The 21,505-nt window shown below is 72.0% G+C and carries 23 protein-coding genes; 12 read left to right on the top strand and 11 right to left on the bottom strand.

From position 1 onward, the window contains the following. Positions 1-11 precede the first annotated feature (11 nt). The 5 genes from UXQ13_RS02840 to UXQ13_RS02820 form a co-directional block, all read right to left on the bottom strand. On the bottom strand, positions 12-1,040 hold the full coding sequence (locus UXQ13_RS02840; RefSeq protein ID WP_225232737.1) for an ABC transporter ATP-binding protein: 1,029 nt from the start codon (positions 1,038-1,040) through the stop codon (positions 12-14). After that, positions 1,037-2,278 (bottom strand): ABC transporter ATP-binding protein, encoded by a 1,242-nt coding sequence (locus UXQ13_RS02835; RefSeq protein WP_225232738.1) that lies wholly within the window; start codon positions 2,276-2,278, stop codon positions 1,037-1,039. Before UXQ13_RS02835 ends, UXQ13_RS02840 begins: the two co-directional genes overlap by 4 nt. 10 nt (positions 2,279-2,288) lie before the next feature. Continuing rightward, positions 2,289-3,233 (bottom strand): ABC transporter permease, encoded by a 945-nt coding sequence (locus UXQ13_RS02830; RefSeq protein ID WP_225232739.1) that lies wholly within the window; start codon positions 3,231-3,233, stop codon positions 2,289-2,291. A gap of 16 nt (positions 3,234-3,249) precedes the next feature. Further along, positions 3,250-4,239 (bottom strand): ABC transporter permease, encoded by a 990-nt coding sequence (locus tag UXQ13_RS02825; protein ID WP_225232740.1) that lies wholly within the window; start codon positions 4,237-4,239, stop codon positions 3,250-3,252. A gap of 162 nt (positions 4,240-4,401) precedes the next feature. Beyond that, the gene (locus tag UXQ13_RS02820) at positions 4,402-6,123 is read right to left on the bottom strand and encodes an ABC transporter family substrate-binding protein (RefSeq protein WP_225232741.1); all 1,722 of its coding nucleotides are present in this window, start codon (positions 6,121-6,123) and stop codon (positions 4,402-4,404) included. A 434-nt stretch (positions 6,124-6,557) separates the two neighbouring features. On the opposite strand from UXQ13_RS02820, the gene UXQ13_RS02815 reads away from it, so the two are divergent. Continuing rightward, the gene (locus UXQ13_RS02815) at positions 6,558-6,719 is read left to right on the top strand and encodes a CsbD family protein (protein ID WP_336391836.1); all 162 of its coding nucleotides are present in this window, start codon (positions 6,558-6,560) and stop codon (positions 6,717-6,719) included. A gap of 53 nt (positions 6,720-6,772) precedes the next feature. Here UXQ13_RS02815 and UXQ13_RS02810 read toward each other — a convergent pair whose 3' ends face one another. Next, the gene (locus tag UXQ13_RS02810; protein WP_336391785.1) at positions 6,773-7,531 is read right to left on the bottom strand and encodes an NUDIX domain-containing protein; all 759 of its coding nucleotides are present in this window, start codon (positions 7,529-7,531) and stop codon (positions 6,773-6,775) included. A 26-nt stretch (positions 7,532-7,557) separates the two neighbouring features. Between UXQ13_RS02810 and UXQ13_RS02805 the strand changes: the two genes are divergently transcribed. The 5 genes from UXQ13_RS02805 to UXQ13_RS02785 all read left to right on the top strand — a co-directional run bounded on the left by UXQ13_RS02805 (position 7,558) and on the right by UXQ13_RS02785 (position 11,585). Then, positions 7,558-8,040, top strand: a complete 483-nt coding sequence (locus tag UXQ13_RS02805; protein WP_336391784.1) for an RrF2 family transcriptional regulator — start codon at positions 7,558-7,560, stop codon at positions 8,038-8,040. Positions 8,041-8,053: 13 nt separating this feature from the next. Beyond that, positions 8,054-8,590, top strand: a complete 537-nt coding sequence (gene cysC, locus UXQ13_RS02800; RefSeq protein ID WP_336391783.1) for an adenylyl-sulfate kinase — start codon at positions 8,054-8,056, stop codon at positions 8,588-8,590. Between the two features lie 146 nt (positions 8,591-8,736). Then, complete coding sequence (locus tag UXQ13_RS02795) at positions 8,737-10,395, top strand: nitrite/sulfite reductase (RefSeq protein ID WP_336391782.1); 1,659 nt, start codon at positions 8,737-8,739, stop codon at positions 10,393-10,395. Between the two features lie 154 nt (positions 10,396-10,549). Then, positions 10,550-11,263 (top strand): phosphoadenylyl-sulfate reductase, encoded by a 714-nt coding sequence (locus UXQ13_RS02790; RefSeq protein ID WP_225232747.1) that lies wholly within the window; start codon positions 10,550-10,552, stop codon positions 11,261-11,263. Between the two features lie 16 nt (positions 11,264-11,279). Then, positions 11,280-11,585: a 4a-hydroxytetrahydrobiopterin dehydratase gene (locus tag UXQ13_RS02785; RefSeq protein WP_225232748.1), complete on the top strand. Its 306-nt coding sequence runs from the start codon at positions 11,280-11,282 to the stop codon at positions 11,583-11,585. 3 nt (positions 11,586-11,588) lie between these two features. On the opposite strand, the gene UXQ13_RS02780 is transcribed toward UXQ13_RS02785, so the two are convergent. Further along, positions 11,589-11,972, bottom strand: a complete 384-nt coding sequence (locus UXQ13_RS02780) for a DUF3037 domain-containing protein (RefSeq protein ID WP_225232749.1) — start codon at positions 11,970-11,972, stop codon at positions 11,589-11,591. Next, a complete protein-coding gene (locus tag UXQ13_RS02775) occupies positions 11,969-12,838 on the bottom strand; it encodes a HipA family kinase (RefSeq protein ID WP_225232750.1) in 870 nt (289 codons plus the stop codon). Before UXQ13_RS02775 ends, UXQ13_RS02780 begins: the two co-directional genes overlap by 4 nt. A 37-nt stretch (positions 12,839-12,875) precedes the next feature. On the opposite strand from UXQ13_RS02775, the gene UXQ13_RS02770 reads away from it, so the two are divergent. Beyond that, positions 12,876-14,288 (top strand): M1 family metallopeptidase, encoded by a 1,413-nt coding sequence (locus UXQ13_RS02770; protein WP_336391781.1) that lies wholly within the window; start codon positions 12,876-12,878, stop codon positions 14,286-14,288. Here UXQ13_RS02770 and UXQ13_RS02765 read toward each other — a convergent pair. Both UXQ13_RS02765 and UXQ13_RS02760 read right to left on the bottom strand, forming a co-directional pair. Next, positions 14,282-14,977: an FAD-binding oxidoreductase gene (locus tag UXQ13_RS02765; RefSeq protein ID WP_225232752.1), complete on the bottom strand. Its 696-nt coding sequence runs from the start codon at positions 14,975-14,977 to the stop codon at positions 14,282-14,284. The genes UXQ13_RS02770 and UXQ13_RS02765 overlap by 7 nt on opposite strands. Before the next feature lie 62 nt (positions 14,978-15,039). Then, positions 15,040-15,651: a sulfite oxidase-like oxidoreductase gene (locus UXQ13_RS02760; protein ID WP_336391780.1), complete on the bottom strand. Its 612-nt coding sequence runs from the start codon at positions 15,649-15,651 to the stop codon at positions 15,040-15,042. A 139-nt stretch (positions 15,652-15,790) separates the two neighbouring features. Between UXQ13_RS02760 and UXQ13_RS02755 the strand changes: the two genes are divergently transcribed. The 5 genes from UXQ13_RS02755 to UXQ13_RS02735 all read left to right on the top strand — a co-directional run bounded on the left by UXQ13_RS02755 (position 15,791) and on the right by UXQ13_RS02735 (position 21,196). Beyond that, positions 15,791-16,528, top strand: a complete 738-nt coding sequence (locus tag UXQ13_RS02755; RefSeq protein ID WP_225232754.1) for a succinate dehydrogenase cytochrome b subunit — start codon at positions 15,791-15,793, stop codon at positions 16,526-16,528. 13 nt (positions 16,529-16,541) lie between these two features. Then, the gene (locus tag UXQ13_RS02750; protein ID WP_225232755.1) at positions 16,542-18,488 is read left to right on the top strand and encodes a fumarate reductase/succinate dehydrogenase flavoprotein subunit; all 1,947 of its coding nucleotides are present in this window, start codon (positions 16,542-16,544) and stop codon (positions 18,486-18,488) included. Next, on the top strand, positions 18,488-19,243 hold the full coding sequence (locus UXQ13_RS02745; RefSeq protein ID WP_225232756.1) for a succinate dehydrogenase/fumarate reductase iron-sulfur subunit: 756 nt from the start codon (positions 18,488-18,490) through the stop codon (positions 19,241-19,243). Before UXQ13_RS02750 ends, UXQ13_RS02745 begins: the two co-directional genes overlap by 1 nt. A gap of 142 nt (positions 19,244-19,385) precedes the next feature. Further along, positions 19,386-20,732, top strand: a complete 1,347-nt coding sequence (gene gabT, locus UXQ13_RS02740; protein ID WP_225232757.1) for a 4-aminobutyrate--2-oxoglutarate transaminase — start codon at positions 19,386-19,388, stop codon at positions 20,730-20,732. A 74-nt stretch (positions 20,733-20,806) separates the two neighbouring features. Then, positions 20,807-21,196 (top strand): GNAT family N-acetyltransferase, encoded by a 390-nt coding sequence (locus UXQ13_RS02735; protein WP_225232758.1) that lies wholly within the window; start codon positions 20,807-20,809, stop codon positions 21,194-21,196. Between the two features lie 25 nt (positions 21,197-21,221). Here UXQ13_RS02735 and UXQ13_RS02730 read toward each other — a convergent pair whose 3' ends face one another. Beyond that, positions 21,222-21,446: a hypothetical protein gene (locus UXQ13_RS02730; protein ID WP_225232759.1), complete on the bottom strand. Its 225-nt coding sequence runs from the start codon at positions 21,444-21,446 to the stop codon at positions 21,222-21,224. Positions 21,447-21,505: the final 59 nt, after the last annotated feature.

Raw genomic sequence — 21,505 nt, 5'->3', positions numbered from 1 at the left:
ACCATCGTCCCCTACAGGACCTTGGTGGCCTCCGCGTAGTGGCAGGCGCTGGTGTGGCCGGTGCCGCGGGACTCCAGCAGGGGCTCCACGGTGAGGCACTTCTCGCGCTGGGTGTCGGTCAGCTCGCCGGCGAACTTCTGGCAGCGGGTGCGGAACCGGCAGCCCGAGGGCGGGTTGGCCGGGCTGGGTACGTCGCCGGTGATGATGATCCGCTTCCGGCTGCGCTCCAGGCGCGGGTCAGGCAGCGGGATCGCCGACAGCAGCGCCTGGGTGTAGGGGTGCGTGGGCCGGTCGAACAGCTCGTCCCGCGGCGCGACCTCGATGATCTTGCCCAAGTACATGACGGCGACCCGGTCGGAGATGTGCCGCACCACGGACAGGTCGTGCGCGATGAACAGGTAGGACAGCCCCAGCCGTTCCTTCAGGTCCTCGAGCAGGTTGATCACGCCGGCCTGGATCGACACGTCCAGCGCCGACACCGGCTCGTCGAGCACCAGCACCTTCGGCTCGAGCGCCAGGGCCCGGGCGATGCCGATGCGCTGCCGCTGGCCGCCGGAGAACTCGGCCGGGTAGCGGTTGGTGTGCTCGGGGTTGAGCCCGACGGTCTCCACCAAGGACCGGACCCGCTCGCGGAGCTCGGCCTCGTCCTTGGTCAGGCCGTGGATGATCAGCGGCTCGGCCACGATGTCGAAGACCGGCAGCCGCGGGTTGAGCGAGGCGTACGGGTCCTGGAAGACGATCTGGATGTCCCGGCGCAGCGGACGCATCTGCTTGCGGTCCAGGCCGACCAGCTCGCGTCCCTGGAAGACCACCGAGCCGGCCGTGGCCGGCTGCAGGTTCAGGATCGCCCGACCGGTGGTGGACTTGCCGCACCCGGACTCGCCGACCAGGCCGAGCACCTCGCCGGGGTACAGGTCCAGGTCCAGGCCGTCGACCGCGCGGACTGCGCCGACGGTGCGCTGGAGCAGCCCGCCGCCCTTGATCGGGAAGTGCTTCTCCAGGCCACGGACGCTCAGGATGGGCTCGCGGGTGGTGGTCATCGACGGTCTCCGTCCTGGGTGGTGGGGTCCAGCAGCGACCCGGTGGCCGTCGACCGGCCCGGGTCGCTGCGCTCGCCGACGGGGTCACCGGGCGCCCCGGTGTCGGTGGTGCCGGCGGCGGCCGAGAGGTCCACCGGCGCCTCAGAACCGAGCACGGTGTCGTCGGCGGTCACGTCGAAGACCGCGGCGGCCTCGCCGTGGGCCTTGCCGACCTCGTCGGTGCGGATGCAGGCCGCGCCGTGCCCGCCGCCGACGTCGAGCAGGTCGGGCTCGACGGTGTCGCACTCGGCGACGTGCAGCGGGCAGCGGGGCGCGAAGGGGCAGCCCGGCGGCATGTTGACCACCGAGGGCGGGGAGCCCTTGATCGGGGTCAGCCGCTGCTTGGTGGAGGCGTCCAGCCGGGGCAGCGAGCCGAGCAGCCCGAGCGTGTAGGGCATCCGCGGCTCGTAGTAGATGTCCTCGACGCTGCCGATCTCCACCGGCCGGCCGGCGTACATGACCAGCACGCGGTCGGCGATGCCGGCCACGACGCCGAGGTCGTGGGTGATGAGCACCATCGCCGCGCCGGTCTCGGTGAGCGCGGTCTGCAGCACCTCGAGGATCTGCGCCTGGACGGTGACGTCGAGGGCCGTCGTGGGCTCGTCGGCGATGATCACGTCGGGCTGGTTGGCCATCGCGATGGCGATGACCACGCGCTGGCGCATGCCGCCGGAGAACTCGTGCGGGTAGGACCGCACGCGCTCGGCGGCGTTGGGGATGCCGACCATCGCGAGGAGGTCAGCGGCCCGGGCCTGCGCGGCCTTGGACGACAGCTTGGAGTCGTGGGTCCGCAGCGTCTCCTCGATCTGGAACCCGACGCGGTACACCGGGTCCAGCGAGGTCATCGGGTCCTGGAAGATCATCGAGACGCCCTTGCCGCGGACCCGCGACATGGCGCGGTCGCTCTGCCCGAGCAGCTCCTGGCCCCGGTACTTGACCGACCCGGTCACCCGGGCAGATCCCGGGAGCAGGCCCATGACGGCCAGCGAGGTGACCGACTTGCCCGACCCGGACTCACCCACGATGCCCAGGACCTCGCCCGAGCGCAGGGTGTAGTCCACGCCGCGGACGGCGTGCACGAGGCCGTCCTCGGTGGGGAACCGGACGTTCAGGTCCTCGACGGCCAGCAGCGGCACGTCGGGGTCGACGGGGCGGGGGTCGGTGCGCCCCTGCTGCAGTGCTCCGGTGCTGGTGCTCACGTGATCCCCTTCAGGCCCGCACGCGGCGGTTGCTCGGGTCGAAGGCATCCCGGATCCCGTCGCCGATCAGGTTGATCGACAGCACGATGACCAGCAGGGTGATGCCCGGGAAGTAGAAGAGCCACGGCCGCGTCGAGGCGGCCTGCACGCCGTCGGAGACCAGGCGGCCCAGCGACGTGGAGCTCGGGTTGTTCACGCCGAAGCCCAGGTAGGTCAGCGACGCCTCGAGGATGATCGCGGTGGCCGCGGCCAGCGTCGTCCAGACGATCAGCGAACCCAGGGCGTTCGGGATCAGGTGCTTGAAGATGATCCGGCTGTTGGACGCCCCCAGGGCGTGCGCCGCCTCGACGTACTCCTTCTCGCGCAGCGAGAGGAACTGGCTGCGCACGATCCGGGCGAGGTCCAGCCAGCCGAACAGGCCCAGGATGATGCCGACGCCCAGCGGGGTGCGCGCCTCGCCGAAGTTGCTGGCCACGACGATGAGGACGACCAGCAGCGGGACGGTGAGGATCAGGTCGACGAAGCGCATGAGCACGCTGTCCACCCAGCGGCCGAAGTAGCCGGCCAGGGCGCCGACGAGCAGGCCCAGGGGCAGCGCGATGACGATGAACAGCAGCACGATGAACAGGGAGCGCTGCACCCCGATCATCAGGCCGGCGAGCAGGTCGCGGCCGATCTCGTCGCTGCCCAGCGGGTAGCCCTGGACGCCGGGCGAGACCGACTGCGCGCCGCTGTTCTGGGTCGAGTAGCTCGTGCCGTACACCAGCGGGCCCAGGAAGCCGAAGGCCAGCAGCAGGAGGAAGACGACCAGCCCGGTCATCCCCACCTTGTTGCGGACGAACCGGCGGACGATCTGCTGGCGCTGGCTGCGCGCCTTGACGGTGAACTCCCGCTCGACCCCGGGTCCGGGCGTCTGTGCGGCGGCCGCCTCGGTGGCGGCCTGGGTGGTGGTCATGGGTCTCCTCCGACCGTCAGGCGAGACGGATGCGCGGGTCGAGGACCGCGTACAGGACGTCGGCGATGAGGTTGAACAGCACGACGAACACGGCGCTGATCAGCAGCCAGCCCAGGACGACGTTGATGTCGTTCTGGCCGATGCCGTTCTTGAGCAGGTACTCGCCCATGCCGTGCCAGACGAAGACCTGCTCGGTGATGATCGCGCCGCCGAACAGCGTGCCGATCCCCAGTGCCACGACGGTGGTCAGCGGGATGAGGGCGTTGCGCAGCCCGTGCTTCATGACGGTCCGCCGGTAGGTCAGGCCCTTGGCCCGGGCCAGCCGCATGTAGTCCGACCCGAGGACGTCGAGCATCGCCGAGCGCTGGAAGCGGCTCCAGGCGGCGAAGGACAGCAGCGCCAGGCAGATGGTGGGCAGCACGAGGTGGCCCAGCCGGTCCCAGAAGATCTCCGACGGTGTCCCGTAGGACGCGATGCCCGGTGATTCCTCGCCGAGGGTGTAGAGCACTTGTCGCCCGAAGGCGTCGTTGATGCCGCCGGCCACGAACTCCTTGAGCAGCGCGGCGAACCAGAACGTCGGCAGCGCGATGAGGAGGTAGGCCAGGAAGGTGAAGGCGTAGTCCGAGGGCTTGTACTGCCGGACCGCCCCTACCACGCCGACCAGGATCGCCAGGACGACGGCGATGAGGACGGCGAAGAAGATCATCTTGCCGGTGATCCAGAGTCGGCCCCACAGCTGGTCGGTGACCGCCGTCCCGCCGATGGTCTGGCCGAAGTCCCCGGTCAGCGCGCCGGACAGCCAGTTCCAGTACCGCACGAAGAAGTTGTCGTTCAGCCCGAACTGCTCGCGCAGGTTGTCGAAGAACGCCTGCGGCGGGCGCGGGTTCTGGGTGTAGTACCGCGACAGCGGGTCGAAGCTGGCCGCGCAGAGCGCGAAGACCAGGAACGAACTGGCGATCAACACGAGGACCGAGGCGATGATCCGCCGGATCGTGAAGAAGAACATGCGGGGACCTTACGCCGGGAGCGGAAGTCGTCCGGTGGGAACGACCAGTTCAGCTGGGACGTCCGGACACAGCACGGCCCCCGGGGGGAGCCCCCGGGGGCCGTGGCTGCGTGCAGGTGGTGCGGTTCTCAGGTGGTGCGTGCTGATCGGCCGATCAGCGGGTCACTGCACCGTCCACGTGTCGGCGTTCCAGAGCGGACCGGCCTGGGTCGAGTTGTCCTCGACGCCGGAGATGGAGCTCTGGTAGGCGATGAACGTGGGCTTCTGGTACAGCGGCACCGTCGCGACCTGGCCCCAGAGCAGGGCGTCGATCTGGTTGCCCAGCTCGGCCTGCGCGTCGGGGTCGGGCTCGGTCTGGAACTGGGCGAACAGGTCGTCGATCTCCTGCGTGCCCTGGCGGGAGTAGTTCTGCCCGATGGCGTCGCCCTGCGGCTGCTCGTAGATCGACTGCGTGGCACCGCGGAACGGCGACCCGACCCAGGCGAAGACGGCGGCCTGGAAGCCACCGGCCTCCAGCGAGGTCGGCTTCTCGGCGCCGGCGAAGATGTCCGGGTTGGCGTTGAAGGTCGCCTCGATGCCGGCCTCGGCCAGCTGCGGGATCATGACGTTGATCGTGGTCTCGCGCAGCGGGTTGTTGGCCGTGGTGTCGATCTGCACGGTCAGCCGCTGGCCGTCCTTGGCGTAGACGCCGTCGGAGCCGAGCACCCAGCCGTCGCTCTCCAGGAGCGACTTGGCCATCGCGGTGTTCTGGGTCTTGTATTCGTCGGGCGCGGTGTCCTGGTACTGCGGCTGGTTGTTGAAGAAGATCCGGTTCTCCAGCACCTCGGCGTCGGAGGAGAACTGGCCGACGGTCTGGTCGACGATCTCCTGCCGGTCCAGGGCCATGGTGAAGGCCTGGCGGACGGCCAGCGAGCTCAGCGGGCCGTACGTGGTGTTGAAGTCCAGGTGCTCGAAGGAGAGCCCGAAGTTCACGTCGCTCTCGACGGCCGGCGACAGGTCCTCGATCTGGCTGACCAGGTCGAGCTGGGGCTGCGGGTAGATGACCCCGAGCTCCTGGTTGCTCATGGCCTGCACCGCGGCGGTCGGGTCGTTGCCGATGTTCTGCACGACCAGCTGGGCCAGCCCGGTCGGCTCGCCCCACCACTCGGGGTTGGGGGTCAGCGTGACGATCTGACTGCCGACGTCGATGTTCTCGGCCTTGATCTGCCAGGGGCCACCGGAGATGTCGTCCATGATGCCGTCGGCGATCGGCCAGCCGTTGGTGATGCTCTCGCACAGCGCGGCCGGGTCGTCGTTGTCCATGACGTGGGCCGGCAGCAGGTTGCCGAACAGCGACTGCCAGTCGGAGAACGGCGTCGTGTAGGTGACGGTGACGGTCTTGTCGTCGTCGCCCGAGGCCTCGACGGAGGCGATCTGCTCGTAGCCGGTGGTGCCCAGCAGGGCCGGGCAGCCGCCGTCGGCCGGGTCGCTGGAGCGGTTCGCGCGCCAGGTGAACTCGAAGTCCGCCGCCGTGATCGGGGTGCCGTCGCTCCACACCGCGTCGGGGTTGATCTCGTAGGTGTTGACCTGGCCGCTGCTGGTGTCCAGCTCGGGCTCGGAGGCCAGCAGGTCCTGGTCCCAGTCGACGCTGAAGTCGGGGTTGACCACGTACGGGCCGGGCAGCACCCGGATCAACAGGTTGGCCACCGAGGTGGCGTTGCCCGCTGCGATGTAGGGGAAGAGGTTCTCCGGGAAGTCGGTGGACTCACCGAAGATGACCCGGCCGGAACCGCTGTCGCCCTCACCGCCACCGCTGTCGCTGCTGCCGCCGCCACAGGCCGACAGCACCATCGCGCCGGCGATGCCGGTGGCGACGAGCGCTGCTCCGCGCTTGCTGAACTTCACGTTCGATTGCCTCCCTCGACCCGCACCTGCGGGGGGATCTGACCTGGTCTGCCCGTCCGGAGGCGATCGCATCCGGATCGAGCTGGGGACGAGCCGTGACGGACCTGGCCAACAGCTGTCGGACCCGGTACGTCCCGGCGAACACTAGGCACGCCCGTGGGGGCAGTCCACGACCGTCACCGTTTTGTGACCTGGGCTCACGACCTGCACGGACGAGCCCGTCCAGGCCGCAACAAGCACGCAACACGGGCGTCACGACCGGACGTCTTGCGGTGCCGATCCGCGCTCGTCGAACCGCTTGCGGCACCTCGGGTACCGGGATCCGCCGGTCCGGTGCCAGCAGACCCACAGGTGCGGGCATGTGTGGGCCCGCCGGGGCCGGGTAGTCGTGGGTGGACCGAAGCTGCCGACGTGAGGAGCACGCCTTGAGCGCCGTGGACAAGATCAAGAACAAGGCCGAAGAGCTGCTGGGCCAGGGCAAGGAGGCCACCGGCGAGGCCACGGGCAACCGCGACCTGCAGGCCGAGGGCCAGAAGGACCAGGCCAGCGGCAACGCCAAGCAGGCCGGCGAGAAGGTCAAGGACATCTTCAAGTAAGAGGTCCTGCACGAGAGGCCCGTCCCGCACCTGCGGGGCGGGCCTCTCGGCGTTCAGAGGCGGTCGAGCAGGGCCCGGACGGCGGGCAGCAGCGGGCGGTCGGCCGGGATCCAGTCCAGGGCCTCGAGCTCCCCGGCGGTCGCCCAGCGCAGCTCGCTGTGCTCGTGGTCCACCGGGTCGCCGGCCACGATGCGCCCCCACCACACCCGCAGCGTCGAGGCGCTGGGCGCACCGCCGGCGACGACCCCCGGCAGGGGCACCTCCCCCAGGAACGCCTGCGGGGCGATCTCGACCGAGAGCTCCTCCCGGCACTCGCGCACCAGCGCGGCCAGCTCGGACTCCCCCCGCTCGACCTTGCCGCCCGGGAACTCCCAGAGCCCGGCGAAGGGGCCGGCCCCCCGCTGGGCGACCAGCACGCGGCCGTCGGACACCAGCGCCGCGCCGACCACCTGGACGACGTCCTCGGCCCGGCGCTGCGCGGCGGCGGCGAACAGGTCCAGGTGGGCCTGCATCGCGCCGAGCACGTGCCGGCGCACGACCGTCTGGTCCAGCAGCCGACCGAGGAACCCGGGCACCCGGTTCTCCCACTCCACCTGCTCGTCCACCAGCGTGCCCGCACCCGTCGGGTGGAACCGCCGGGTGTGCCGGACCTGCGCCAGCAGGCCGCCGGCGCCGCGGTGCTCGTCGGCGTGCGGGCGGTCGGTGGCGACCTCGGTCAGCGCCCACGGCCAGGGGCGCCCGAGGACCCGCCCGACGTCGAACGCCACGGTCAGCGGCGCCTCCACCAGCGTGGTGAATCGCAGCTGGAACACGGGGCGAGTTTCCCAGACCGGGCAGGATGGCCTCCGTGCGCATCTCCGCCCGGGTCGACTACGCCGTCCGCGCCGCCATCGAGCTGGCGGCGGCCAGCCCCGACGCCCTCACCTGCGACCGGATAGCCACCGCCCAGGGCATCCCCTCCCGCTTCCTGCAGGCGATCCTCGGCGACCTGCAGCACGCCCGGCTGGTGACCAGCCAGCGCGGCCGGGACGGCGGCTACCGGCTGGCCCTGCCGCCCTCGGAGGTGTCGATCGCCCGGGTCATGCGGGTGGAGCAGGGCTTCCTCGCCGAGGTGCACGGCCAGCGGCCGGAGGACGCCACCTACCCGGGCGTGGCCAAGGAGCTCACCAGCGTGTGGGTGGCCGCCCGGGACTCCTACCGCCGGGTGCTCGAGCAGGTCACCCTGGCCGACGTCGTGGCCGGCACGCTGCCCGACGCCGTCGCCGAGCTGGCCGAGGTGGAGAGCGCCTGGCGGTCCTTCGGGGCCACCCCCGTCGACTGAGAGACTGCCCGGCATGACTGGTGTCGCCGTCCTGCTCACCGGCTTCTCCGGGGCCGGGAAGTCCACGATCACCGACGCCCTGGTGGCCGAGCTGGAGGCCGGGGGCGCGGCGGTGACGGTCCTGGACGGCGACGTCGTCCGCACCCACCTGTCCAGCGAGCTGGGCTTCTCCCGGGCCGACCGGGACCTCAACATCCGGCGCATCGGCTGGGTGGCCGGGGAGGTCGTCCGGCACGGGGGCACGGTGGTCATCGCCGCGATCGCCCCGTTCGAGGAGGCCCGCGAGCAGGCCCGCGCGCTGGTCGAGCAGCACGGCCGCTTCGTGCTGGTGCACCTGTCCACCCCGCTGGAGGTCTGCGAGGCCCGGGACGTCAAGGGCCTCTACGCCCGGGCGCGGGCCGGGGAGATCGCGACCTTCACCGGGGTCAGCGACCCCTACGAGGTGCCGGTGCGGGCCGAGCTGCGGGTCGACACCTCCCGGGTGCCCCTCGCCGAGGCGGTCGCGCAGGTCCGGGCCGCCATGGCCGGTGTGGGAGACTCGGCGGCGTGACCGACCGCGGGACGCCTCTGGTGGCGCGCCTGCACATCGACCTGGGGCGCGTCGTGAGTGCCGCCTGTCGCCGCTCCCGCTGAGCGCACCGCACCCCAGTCCCCCCGCAACGCCGCGCCCGTCCCGCGCGAAGATGGAGTCCTCACGTGTCCTCCCCCACCCGCCCCGGCCGCCCGGCCCAGAAGGGCCAGGGCCAGTGGGCCCTCGGGTACCGCGAGCCGCTCAACCCCAACGAGCGGATGAAGAAGGACTCCGACGGCCTCGACGTCCGCCAGCGGATCACCGACATCTACTCCCGCACCGGCTTCGACGGCATCGACCCCGGCGACCTGCGCGGCCGGATGCGCTGGATGGGGCTCTACACCCAGCGCGCCCAGGGCATCCCCGGCGGCAAGACCGCCGTGCTGGAGCCCGAGGAGCTCGAGGACTCCTTCTTCATGCTCCGTGTGCGGATCGACGGCGGTCAGCTGTCGGCCGACCAGCTGCGGGTCATCGCCGGCATCTCCACCGAGTTCGGCCGCGGCGTCGCCGACGTCACCGACCGGCAGAACGTGCAGCTGCACTGGATCCGCATCGAGGACGTCCCCGAGATCTGGGAGCGCCTCGAGGCGGTCGGGCTGTCCACCACCGAGGCCTGCGGCGACACCCCGCGGGTGATCCTCGGCTGCCCGCTGGCCGGCGTGCTCGACGACGAGGTGCTCGACGCGACCCCGGCCGTCACCGAGGTCGTCGACAAGTACCTCGGCGACCGGGAGTTCTCCAACCTGCCCCGCAAGTTCAAGTCCTCGATCTCCGGGTGCGCGCACCACTGCACCAACCACGAGATCAACGACGTCGCCTTCGTGGGTGTGCGCAACGCCGCGGGCGAGGCCGGGTACGACCTCTGGGTCGGCGGCGGGCTGTCGACCAACCCGCGCTTCGCCGAGCGGCTGGGCGTCTTCGTCCGGCCCGACCAGGTCTCCGACGTCTGGGCCGGCGTCTGCGCGGTCTTCCGCGACTACGGGTACCGGCGCTCGCGCACCCACGCCCGGATCAAGTTCCTCATGGCCGACTGGGGCCCGGGGAGGTTCCGCCAGGTGCTGCAGGACGAGTACCTGCACGAGGCGCTGCCCGACGGCCCCGCACCCGACCGGCCGGCCACCGACCAGCGCGACCACGTCGGCGTCCAGAAGCAGGTGGACGGCGCCAACGCGCTGGGCTTCGCGCTGCACACCGGCCGGATCGGCGGCGAGCTGCTCGCCACCGTCGCCGACATCGCCGAGCAGTACGGGCAGGGCCGGATCCGGACGACGGCCGACCAGAAGCTGGTCATCCTCGACGTCCCGGACGACGCGGTCGAGGACGCCGTCGCCGCCCTGGCCGCGCACGACCTGCAGGTGCGGCCCAGCGTCTTCCGCCGGCAGACGATGGCCTGCACCGGCATCGAGTTCTGCAAGCTGGCGATCGTGGAGACCAAGGGCCACGCGAAGGAGCTGACCGCCGAGCTCGAGCGCCGGCTGCCGGACTTCGACACCCCGCTGACGATCAACGTCAACGGCTGCCCGAACTCCTGCGCCCGCTTCCAGACCGCCGACATCGGCTTCAAGGGCATGGTCGTCGGCGGCGAGGAGGGCTTCCAGGTCCACCTCGGCGGCCACCTGGGCTTCGAGTCCTCCATCGGCCGCAAGCTCCGTGGGCACAAGGTGCTGGCCACCGACACCGCCGACTACGTGGAGCGGGTGCTGCGCGGCTACCTCGAGCACCGCACCGACGGCGAGTCCTTCGCCGCCTACGCCACCCGGGCCGACGAGGACTGGTTGCGCTGACCGCGCCGGGAAGGGTTCGGCAGCTGCCGCCGTTCTACTGCCCGTTCTGCGGCGAGGAGACCCTCCGACCGCGCGAGACCGAGGGAGAATGGCACTGCGGGTCCTGCCTGCGGACCTTCACCCTCCGGACGACGGGAACGGGAGTGCAGCAGCCGTGACGACCGCGCTGATCGAGCCGACACCGGAGCTGGCCGCGGAGGCCGACGCCCGCTTCGAGGGCATCGCCGACCCGGTGGAGCAGGCGCTGGCCGTGCTGCGCTGGGCCGGGGAGACCTTCGGGGACTCCTTCGCGCTCACCTCGTCGATGGCCGACGGGCTGCTGGCCCACCTGGCCGCCCGCGCCCACCCCGGGGTGCAGGTGATCTTCCTGCAGACCGGCTACCACTTCGCCGAGACCATCGGCACCCGCGACTGGATCGCCTCGGTGATGGACATCCGGGTGCTGTCGGTCGAGGCCGAGAAGACCGTCGCCGAGCAGGACGCCGAGTTCGGGCCCGCGCTGCACGACCGCGACCCGGACCTGTGCTGCGACCTGCGCAAGGTGCAGCCGCTGGCCCGCACGCTGGCCGGGTTCAGCGCGTGGGGCTCCGGCGTCCGGCGCGACGAGTCCGTGACCCGGGTGGGCACCAAGGTCGTCGACTGGGACGCCAAGCGCGGCATGGTCAAGGTCAACCCGCTGGCCGCCTGGAACCAGGACGACGTCGACGCCTACGTGCACGAGCACCAGGTGCCGGTGAACCCGCTCGTCGAGATCGGCTACGCCTCGATCGGCTGCGCACCGTGCACCCGACCGGTGGCCCCCGGCGAGGACCCCCGCGCCGGCCGCTGGGCCGGCCGCGGCAAGGTGGAGTGCGGCCTCCACACCTAGGGGCGACACTCCTGGCATGACGCGACCGCAGGCCCTGTCCCCCGAGGAGGTGGCCACCGCGGTGGCCGAGCTGACCCACTGGGACGGCGACGTCCAGGGCATCTACCGCCGGGTCGAGTTCCCCTCGTTCCGGGCCGCCGTGGACGCCGTCGTGCAGATCGCCGACGTCGCGGAGGAGATGGACCACCACCCCGACCTGGACCTGCGCTACGACTGCGTCCGGATCGCGGTGGTCACCCACGACGCCGGCGGGGTCACCGAGCTCGACGTCGAGCTGGCCCGCCGGGTCGACGCCCTCTTCCCGGGGACCAACGGCGACTGACCCTCAGCCGATCGGCAGGACCAGCAGCTCCAGCAACCGGTCGGCCTCGGCGTCGGGGTCACCGGTCAGCCCGGTGTGCACCGGCGAGGGCTGGACGACGGTCGAGCGCGGCGCGGTGAGCCAGCGGAACCGGGGCCCCAGCGCCTCCCGGCCGGCCGCGCCCGCACCGGCGGCACCCGCGCAGACGTCCGCGGCGGCCTGCAGCGCCCAGGCCACTGCCACCGGGTCCGCGGTCGGGTCCAGCGCCCGCAGCCGCGCCAGGTCCAGGTGCACCCGCGAGCCGAGGTAGTCCCGCTGCCGGCAGTAGACGAGCACCCCGGCGTTGAAGCTCTCGCCCCGGTCGACCCGGGGCACCACCCGGAGCACGGCGTACTCGTAGGTGTTCACCGCTGCCGGACCCCGGGCGGGGGCGGCGGGCCCAGCCAGCCGGGACGGTTCTGCCCGCGGGGCTCCGGGGCCCGCCCGCGGGAGCCGTCGGCGGCGGCCTGGACCAGCGCCGGCAACCAGGCGGGACGGGCGGCCAGCCGGGCCAGCAGCTGGGCGGTGTAGCGCTCCCGGGTGACGTCGGGCGCCTCCGTGTCCTCCCCCGTCCGCCCGGGACCGCGCAGCCAGGCATCGGGCACCAGCGCCAGCACCCGCTCCAGCAGCGGCCGGGTGACCAGCGGGCCGAGCGCGGCGTCGGCGGCCCGGACGTCGGGGTGGGACTCGACCAGCGCGTGCTGGCTCGCGTCGTAGACCCGGTCGACCGCGGCCGGCGCACCGGGCCAGTGGTGGTGGAAGGTCAGCGCGGCACCGTGGTCGATCAGCTGCAGCCGGCCGTGCCAGAAGAGCATGTTCGGGTTGCGCCAGGACCGGTCGACGTTGCCGACCAGCGCGTCGAACCACAGCACCCGACCGGCCAGCTCCGCGGGCACGTCCGGGCCGTGCGCGGAGAAGTCCAGCGCGCCGGGCAGGTAGTCCATGCCCAGGTTGGTGCCGGCGGAGTGCCGGAGCAGCTCCTGCACCTCCTGGTCGGGCTCCCCCACCGCCAGCTCGGGTGCGACGTCCACGGTGACCAACGCCGGCACCGGCAGGGCGAGCGCCCGGGCGAGCTCGCCGCAGATCACCTCGGCGGCCAGCACCGGGACGCCCTGGCCGGCCGCCCGCCACTTCACGACGTAGGTGCCCAGGTCGTCGGCCTCGACCAGGCCGGGCAGGGACCCGCCCTCGCGCAGCGGGAGGACGTAGCGGGTGGCGGTGACGGCGGCGAGCACAGTGCCCGCCACGCTACCGGGGCCCTACCGTGCAGCCATGCCGCGACGCCGTCCGCTCGTCATCGTCGGCACCGTGCTCCTGCTGGCCGCCTGCGGCACCACCGGCCTGCGCGAGCTCCCGGTGGTCGGCGCCACCGGCATCGGCGACCCCTACTACCCCGGGGACGGCAACGGCGGGTACGACGTCGACCGCTACGACCTCGTCGTCGGCTACGACCCCGGCACCGACGAGCTGACCGGGACCGCCACGATCACCGCCCGCACCACCGGCACGCCGCTGTCGAGCTTCTCCCTGGACCTGGTCGGCCTGGAGGTCGCCGCGGTGCAGGTCGACGGCACCGACGTGCAGGTCAGCCGGGACGACGACGAACTGGTCGTCTACCCCGGGCAGGTCGTCGTGGACGGCGACTTCACCGTCCGCGTGGAGTACTCCGGCGTCCCCGAACCGGTCGAGGACGGGCCGGGTGAGTCCGGGGTGGTCACCACCGACGACGGCGTGCTGGTGGTCGGCCAGCCCGACGTCGCCGCCACCTGGTTCCCGGTCAACGACCACCCCAGCGACGCCGCCGCCGTGCAGCTGTCGGTGACCGTGCCCGAGGACCTGGTCGCGGTGTCCAACGGCGAGCTGGTCGACCGCGGCGACCCGGTGGACGGCGAGCGCACCTGGGTGTGGCGCAGCGACCAGCCGATGGCCCCGTACCTGGTCACCCTCGCCGTCGGCGACTTCGACCTCACCGAGCGGGAGGTGGACGGCATCACCTACCGGGACGCCGTCGCCGCCGGGCTGTCCGACCGCCGGGCGCAGAACGCCCGCGCCGCGCTGGACCAGCAGCCGGCGATCCTGGACTTCCTGGCCGGGGTGTTCGGCTCGCCCTACCCGTTCACCGAGGCCGGCGGGATCGTCACCGCCTCCTCGCTGGGCTTCGCGCTGGAGACCCAGACCCGGCCGATCTACGCCCAGGACTTCTTCGGCTCGGCGTCGGGCGCCGAGCTCGTCGTGGTGCACGAGCTGGCCCACCAGTGGACCGGCGACGACCTGCGGCTGGACCGCTGGCGCGACATCTGGCTCAACGAGGGCTTCGCCACCTACGCCGAGTGGGCCTGGACCGAGGACCAGGGCGGCCCGACGGTGGCCGACCAGCTCGCCGACATCACGGCGATCCCGGACGACGACCCGTTCTGGGAGCAGGCCATCGGCGACCCCGGCGCGGCGTCCGACGAGCTGTTCAGCGAGGCGGTCTACCTGCGCGGCGGCGCGCTCCTCGCGGCGCTGCGGGCCGAGGTCGGCGACGACGACTTCGCCGAGCTGCTGTCCCGGTGGACCACCGACCGCGCCGGCCAGGCGGTGACCACCGGGGAGTTCACCGACCTGGCCGACGAGGTCTCGGGCACCGACCTCGGCGGGTTCTTCGACGCCTGGCTGGGCGCCGGCAAGCCACCGGGCTACTGAGCCGAGGGACCGAACCGCTCCACCCGGACGGCGGACGGCGCGAACCCCATCCCGACCAGCAGCTGGCTCGCGGTCTCGGCGAACCCCGAGGAGCCGCAGACGAACGCCGTCTGCCCGTCCTCCCACAGCGGCAGCAGGTCCACCGCGGTCAGCCGCGCGGCCGGCCGGATGCCGTGCTGCTCGCGGGTGAGCACCACCACCGCGCCGGCGGCCAGCAGCTCGTCGGCGTAGGGCAGCTCGGCCAGCGTGCGGGCCGACACCGCCACCCGGAGCAGGTCCAGCCGGTCGATCGACACGGCGTGCCGGACCATCGCCACCAGCGGGACGACGCCGGTGCCGCCGCCGACCAGCAGCGCCGGGGTCCGCCCGTCCCAGGCAAACCAGCCGCCGATGGGTCCCCGCACCTCCAGGGTGTCCCCGGGCTCGGCGACGTCGGCCAGGTAGGTGGACACCTCGCCGTCGTCCAGCCGCTCGACGAACAGCTCGACCAGCGGGTCCGACGGTGCCGAGGCCACCGAGTACGACCGCTGCGCGGTGTAGCCGTCCTCGGCGGTCAGCCGCACCACGTAGTGCTGCCCGGGCAGGTGGTCCACCCGGTCGGCGACGTCCAGCCGCAGCTGCACCGTGCGGGCCAGCGGCCGCTTGAGCCCGGCGATCGTCGCGGTGGTCCAGGAGGTGACCTGCTGCAACGGCCCCGTTTCAGGGACCCGCGGCGTGCGGAGCGCGTCGTGGGGGGGAACGGGGTCCTTCATCAGTCGCCCTGGTAGCGCTGCTGGCGCCACGGGTCGCCGCGGTCGTGGTAGCCGTTGCGCTCCCAGAAGCCCTGCTGGTCCCGCTTGAGGACGTCGAGCTTGGTGACCCACTTCGCGCTCTTCCAGAAGTACAGGTGCGGCACCAGCAGCCGCACCGGACCGCCGTGCTCGACCGTCAGAGGCTTCCCGTCGAACTCCCACACCAGCCAGGCCTTGCCGCCGACGAGGTCCTCGATCGGCAGGTTGGTCGTGTAGCCGGACTTGGAGGTCGCCATGACGAAGGCGCCCTCGGCGGTGGGCCGGGCGACGTCCCACAGCGAGTCCAGGGAGACCCCGCCGAACCGGGTGTCGAACTTCGACCACGTGGTGACGCAGTGGATGTCGCCGCGGTACTCGCTGGCCGGCAGCGCGTGCACGCCGTCCCAGTCCCAGGTGGTCGGGTTCTCCACGTTGCCGGCGACGGTGATGCTCCAGGTCTCCGGGCTGATCCGCGGGGTGGGCTCGGCGGTCAGCACGGGCCAGTCGGCGCCGACGTCGTACTGGCCCGGGGGCAGCCGGGGGTCGCGGGCGGGGCGGGAGCGGCCGAGGAAACCGCGGGTGGGTCCGGGCACGGGGGCCTCCATCTCGGGGGTCGGGTGGTGCGGGAACACGGTGCCGCGCTCGATCGTTCCCGGTAAGGCTCACCTTGCATGAGCCGTGTCACGCCGCGTTCACCTCGGCGTGACCTGTGCATGGTCGTACCGTGGGCCCGTGGCGACAGTGACGACGCAGCAGGCAGGACAATCGGCCGGGGCCAACCCCGGGCCGAGGCGGCAGCCGAAGACCGGGCGGTTCAGCTCGTCGGTCTTCAAGAAGGCGACGATGGCCGTGACCGGCATCATCTTCGTCCTCTACCTCATCGCGCACATGGTGGGGAACCTCAAGGCCTTCGCCGGGGCGGAGACCTTCAACAACTACTCCGAGTTCCTCCGCGAGCTCGGGGAACCGATCCTGCCGCGGCTGACCGTGCTGACGATCATCCGGGTGGTCCTGCTCGTCGCGATCGCGACGCACATCTGGGCCGCGGTGTCGCTGTGGCGCCAGGCCAAGCGGGCCCGCCCGATCGGCTACGTGACCAAGAAGCGCGTGCAGCAGAGCTACGCGTCCCGGACCATGCGCTGGGGCGGGATCATCCTCTTCCTGTTCATCGTGTGGCACATCCTGGACCTGACCCTCGGTGCGGTGAACCCGGCCGGCCGCGACTCGCTGCCCTACGGCCGCCTGGTCGAGGGGTTCCAGAACCCCGTCGTGGTCATCTGGTACGCCGTCGCGCTGATCGTGCTGGGCTTCCACATCCGGCACGGCGTGTGGTCGGCCACCCAGAGCCTGGGGCACAGCAACAAGCGGCGCGAGCGGGCCCTCAACGTCTTCGCCACCGCCTTCGCGGTGGTGCTGATCGGTGGGTACCTGCTCATCCCGTTCTCCGTCCTCTTCGGCATCATCGACTGACAGGAGCACCGCCATGGCACTCGAGCTGTTCCTCGAAGGCGACCCGATCGCCGACACCAAGGCCCCGCGCGACGTCCCCATCGGGGAGCGCTGGAGCGAGCGCAAGTTCCGCGGCAAGCTGGTCAACCCGGCCAACCGCCGCAAGCTGACGATCATCGTGGTCGGCACCGGCCTCGCCGGTGGCGCGGCCGCCGCGACGCTGGCCGAGGCCGGCTACCACGTGAAGTCCTTCTGGTTCCAGGACAGCCCCCGGCGCGCGCACTCCATCGCCGCGCAGGGCGGGATCAACGCCGCCAAGAACTACCGCAACGACGGCGACAGCGTGCACCGGCTGTTCTACGACACGGTCAAGGGCGGCGACTTCCGCTCGCGCGAGGACAACGTCCACCGCCTGGCCGAGATCAGCACCCAGATCATCGACCAGTGCGTGGCCCAGGGCGTGCCCTTCGCCCGCGAGTACGGCGGCCTGCTGGACAACCGCTCCTTCGGCGGTGCCCAGGTCTCGCGCACCTTCTACGCCCGCGGCCAGACGGGCCAGCAGCTGCTGATCGGGGCCTACCAGGCCTTCGAGCGGCAGGTGGCGGCCGGCAGCATCGAGACGCACTCGCGCACCGAGATGCTCGACCTGGTCGTCGTCGACGGCAAGGCCCGCGGCATCGTCGTCCGGGACCTGGTCACCGGCGAGGTCACCACGCACCTGGCCGACGCCGTGGTGCTGGGCACCGGCGGGTACTCCAACGTCTACTACCTGTCCACGAACGCCAAGGGCTCGAACACCACGGCGATCTGGCGGGCGCACAAGCGGGGCGCGCTGTTCGCCAACCCCTGCTACACGCAGATCCACCCCACCTGCATCCCGGTGTCGGGTGACTACCAGTCGAAGCTGACCCTGATGTCGGAGTCGCTGCGCAACGACGGCCGCGTGTGGGTGCCCAAGGAGCGCGGCGACAGCCGTCCTGCCCACGAGATCCCCGAGGACGAGCGCGACTACTACCTGGAGCGCAAGTACCCCGCGTTCGGCAACCTGGTGCCCCGCGACATCGCCTCCCGGCAGGCGAAGAACGTGTGCGACGAGGGCTACGGCGTGGGCCCCGGCGGGCTGGGCGTGTACCTGGACTTCACCGACGCGATCCAGCGCCTGGGCCGCAAGGCCGTCGAGGCCAAGTACGGCAACCTCTTCGACATGTACGCCCGGATCACCGGGGAGGACCCCTACGAGTCCGGCATGCGGATCTACCCGGCCGTGCACTACACGATGGGTGGTCTGTGGGTCGACTACGACCTGCAGTCGACGATCCCCGGCCTGTTCGTGATCGGCGAGGCCAACTTCTCCGACCACGGCGCGAACCGGCTCGGCGCCAGCGCCCTCATGCAGGGCCTGTCCGACGGCTACTTCGTGCTGCCGAACACGATCACCGACTACCTGTCGGCCGGTCCGTTCGAGAAGGTGCCCGCCGACCACCCGGCGATCGTCGAGGCCGAGGCCGGCGTGCACGCCCAGGTCGAGAAGTTCCTGTCGATCAACGGCACCCGCACGGTGGCCTCGTTCCACCGCGAGCTGGGCAAGCTGGTCTGGGACTACTGCGGCATGGAGCGCACCGCGGAGAGTCTCCGCAAGGCCCTTGACCGGATCCCCGAGATCCGCAAGGAGTTCTGGACCGACGTCAAGGTCGCGGGCACCGCGACCGACTTCAACCAGAACCTCGAGCACGCGGCCCGGGTCGCCGACTTCATCGACCTGGCCGAGCTGATGTGCATCGACGCGCTCCACCGCGAGGAGAGCTGCGGCGGTCACTTCCGGGCCGAGAGCCAGACCCCCGAGGGCGAGGCGCTGCGCGACGACGAGAACTTCGCCTACGTCGCGGCATGGGGGTGGACCCCGGAGGGGGAGCCCCCGATCCTGCACAAGGAAGCCCTCGAGTACGAGTACGTCCACCTCGCACAGCGGAGTTACAAGTGATGCAGCTGACCCTGAGGGTCTGGCGCCAGCCCTCCCCCGCCGTCAAGGGGAAGATGGCCAACTACCACCTGACCGACGTGTCCCCGGACATGTCCTTCCTGGAGATGCTCGACGTGCTCAACGAGCAGTTGATCCTCTCCGGTGAGGACCCGGTGGCCTTCGACCACGACTGCCGCGAGGGCATCTGCGGCAGCTGCGGCCTGATGATCAACGGCATCGCGCACGGCCCGGAGCAGACCACCACGTGCCAGCTCCACATGCGGTCGTTCTCCGACGGCGACACCATCGACATCGAGCCGTGGCGCTCCGGGGGCTTCCCGGTCGTCAAGGACCTCGTCGTCGACCGGTCCGCCTTCGACCGGATCATCTCCGCCGGCGGGTTCATCTCGGCCCCGACCGGCACCGCGCCCGAGGCGCACGCCACCCCGGTGCCCAAGGTCGATGCCGACGCCGCCTTCGACGCGGCGACCTGCATCGGCTGCGGTGCCTGCGTGGCGGCCTGCCCCAACGGCTCGGCCATGCTCTTCACCGCCGCCAAGGTGACCCACCTCGGACTGCTCCCCCAGGGCCAGCCCGAGCGGGACAGCCGGGTCGTCCGCATGGTCGCCCAGCAGGACGCCGAGGACTTCGGTGGCTGCACCAACATCGGTGAGTGCTCGGCCGTGTGCCCCAAGGGCATCTCGATGGAGACCATCTCGCGGCTGAACCACGACCTGCTCGGCGCCCTGCGCGCCGGGGCGGTGCCGACGAGCTGATCGACCCCTCGCGGGTGAAAGGGCGGTGGACCTCCGGGTCCACCGCCCTTTTCCGTCGTCCGGGGGCGATCTGACGACGGATTCCCCAAACGGTGGCCATCGGTGCCACCATGGGGCCACCGACGACGTGAGGGGTTCTGCGATGACCGACCTGCTCGACCAGACCGCGCTGCAGCAGCGCCGGCACCTGGTCACCGAGATCCCCGGCCCCCGCTCGCAGGAGCTGATGGCCCGGCGCAACGCCACGGTCTCGGCCGGCGTCGGCACCACGCTGCCGGTCTTCGTGTCCCGCGCCGGCGGCGGCGTGGTCGAGGACGTCGACGGCAACACCCTCATCGACCTCGGCTCGGGCATCGCCGTGGTCAGCGTCGGCAACGCCGCGCCCCGGGTGGTCGAGGCCGTGCAGGCCCAGGTCGCCGACTTCACCCACACCTGCTTCATGGTGACGCCCTACGAGGGCTACGTGGCCGTCTGCGAGGCGCTCGCCGAGCTCACCCCCGGCACGCACGCCAAGAAGAGCGCGCTGTTCAACTCCGGCTCGGAGGCCGTGGAGAACGCGGTGAAGATCGCCCGGCACGCCACCGGCCGGCAGGGCGTCGTCGTCTTCGACCACGCCTACCACGGCCGCACCAACCTCACGATGGCGCTGACCGCGAAGAACATGCCGTACAAGCACCGCTTCGGGCCCTTCGCCGGCGAGGTCTACCGGGTGCCGATGAGCTACCCCTTCCGCGACGGCCTGTCCGGTGCCGACGCCGCCGCCCGGGCGATCTCCCAGATCGAGGTCCAGGTCGGCGCGGGCAACACCGCCGCCGTGCTCATCGAGCCGGTGCAGGGCGAGGGCGGGTTCATCGAGCCGGCCCCCGGCTTCCTCACCGCGATCAGCGAGTGGTGCACCGCGAACGGCGTCGTGTTCATCGCCGACGAGATCCAGTCCGGCTTCTGCCGCACCGGCGAGTGGTTCGGCTGCGACGCCGAGGGCGTCGTCCCGGACCTGGTGACGACGGCGAAGGGCATGGCCGGCGGGCTGCCGCTGGCCGCGGTGACCGGCCGCGCGGAGATCATGGACGCCGTGCACCCCGGCGGCCTCGGCGGCACCTACGGCGGCAACCCGGTGGCCTGCGCCGCGGCGCTGGGCTCGATCGAGACCATGCGGGCCGAGGACCTCAACGGCGCCGCACGGGCGATCGGCGAGCGCATGCTGCCCCGGCTGCGCGCCCTCGCCGAGCGGTTCCCGGCGATCGGGGACGTCCGGGGCCGCGGGGCGATGATCGCCCTGGAGCTGGTCCGGCCGGGCACCACCGAGCCCGATGCCGCCCTGGCGGGCGCGGTGGCCAAGGCCTGCCACGCGCAGGGCGTCATCGTGCTGACCGCCGGCTCCTACGGCAACGTGCTGCGCTTCCTGCCGCCGCTGGTCATCGGGCACGACCTGCTCGACGAGGCCCTCGACGTCCTCGAGGCGGCGTTCGAGCAGGTGACCGAGCACTGATCCGCCGGCTCGACGGGCCCGACTGGGCCCTGCTCCGGGACGTCCGGCTCCGCGCCCTGGGCGCGGACCCGGCGGTGTTCGCCTCCTCGCTCGGAGTCGAGCGCGGGTGGCCGGCGGACCGGTGGCGGGAGCTGCTGGCCGCCGGCCCCTGGTTCGTGGCGCACCCGCTCGGCCTCGTCGGCGGTGCGGTGGCCGCCCCCGACCGGGCCGAGCTGCGCTCGATGTGGGTGTCGCCGTCCGCACGGGGCCAGGGGGTCGGCGCCGCGCTGGTCGAGGAAGTCGCGGACTGGGCGGCCGGGCAGGGCGCCGTCGTGCTGGAGGCCCGGGTCTTCGACGACAACGCGGCGGCCATCGCCCTCTACGAGCGGTGCGGCTTCGTCGTCGCACCGGGCACGACGGTCAGCCGGTGGCACCCGCCGCGCACCTGGCGGACCTGGGTGCGCGCGCTGCCCGGCCGGGGCTGACCCGACCGGGCAGCGCGACGGTCGCTCAGCCCGCGTGCTTCTCCATCGCGGCCAGCACGCCCGCCACGGCGAAGTACTTGTTCGTGCCCAGGTCGCGCACGGTCACGATGCCGAACGCCTCCTTGAGCTTGGCGGCGTCGCCGTCGCTCACCCCGGCCAGCGCCGCCACGGGTGCGTCCAGGATCTCGCCCAGCGGCTTGCCCTCGTATGCCTTGTCCAGCGCCTTGTCCAGCACGACCTCGACTGCCACGGTGTCCTCCACGGTCTCGGGAGACCGCACCCGGGTGGGCGCGGGTCGCGGCGAACCTA

It is taken from the genome of Klenkia terrae (assembly GCF_037083865.1).
GTDB classification, from domain to species: Bacteria; Actinomycetota; Actinomycetes; order Mycobacteriales; family Geodermatophilaceae; genus Klenkia; species Klenkia terrae.
Note: the sequence above shows the minus strand (reverse complement) of the source record. Positions and strands in the feature narration are given on the sequence as shown.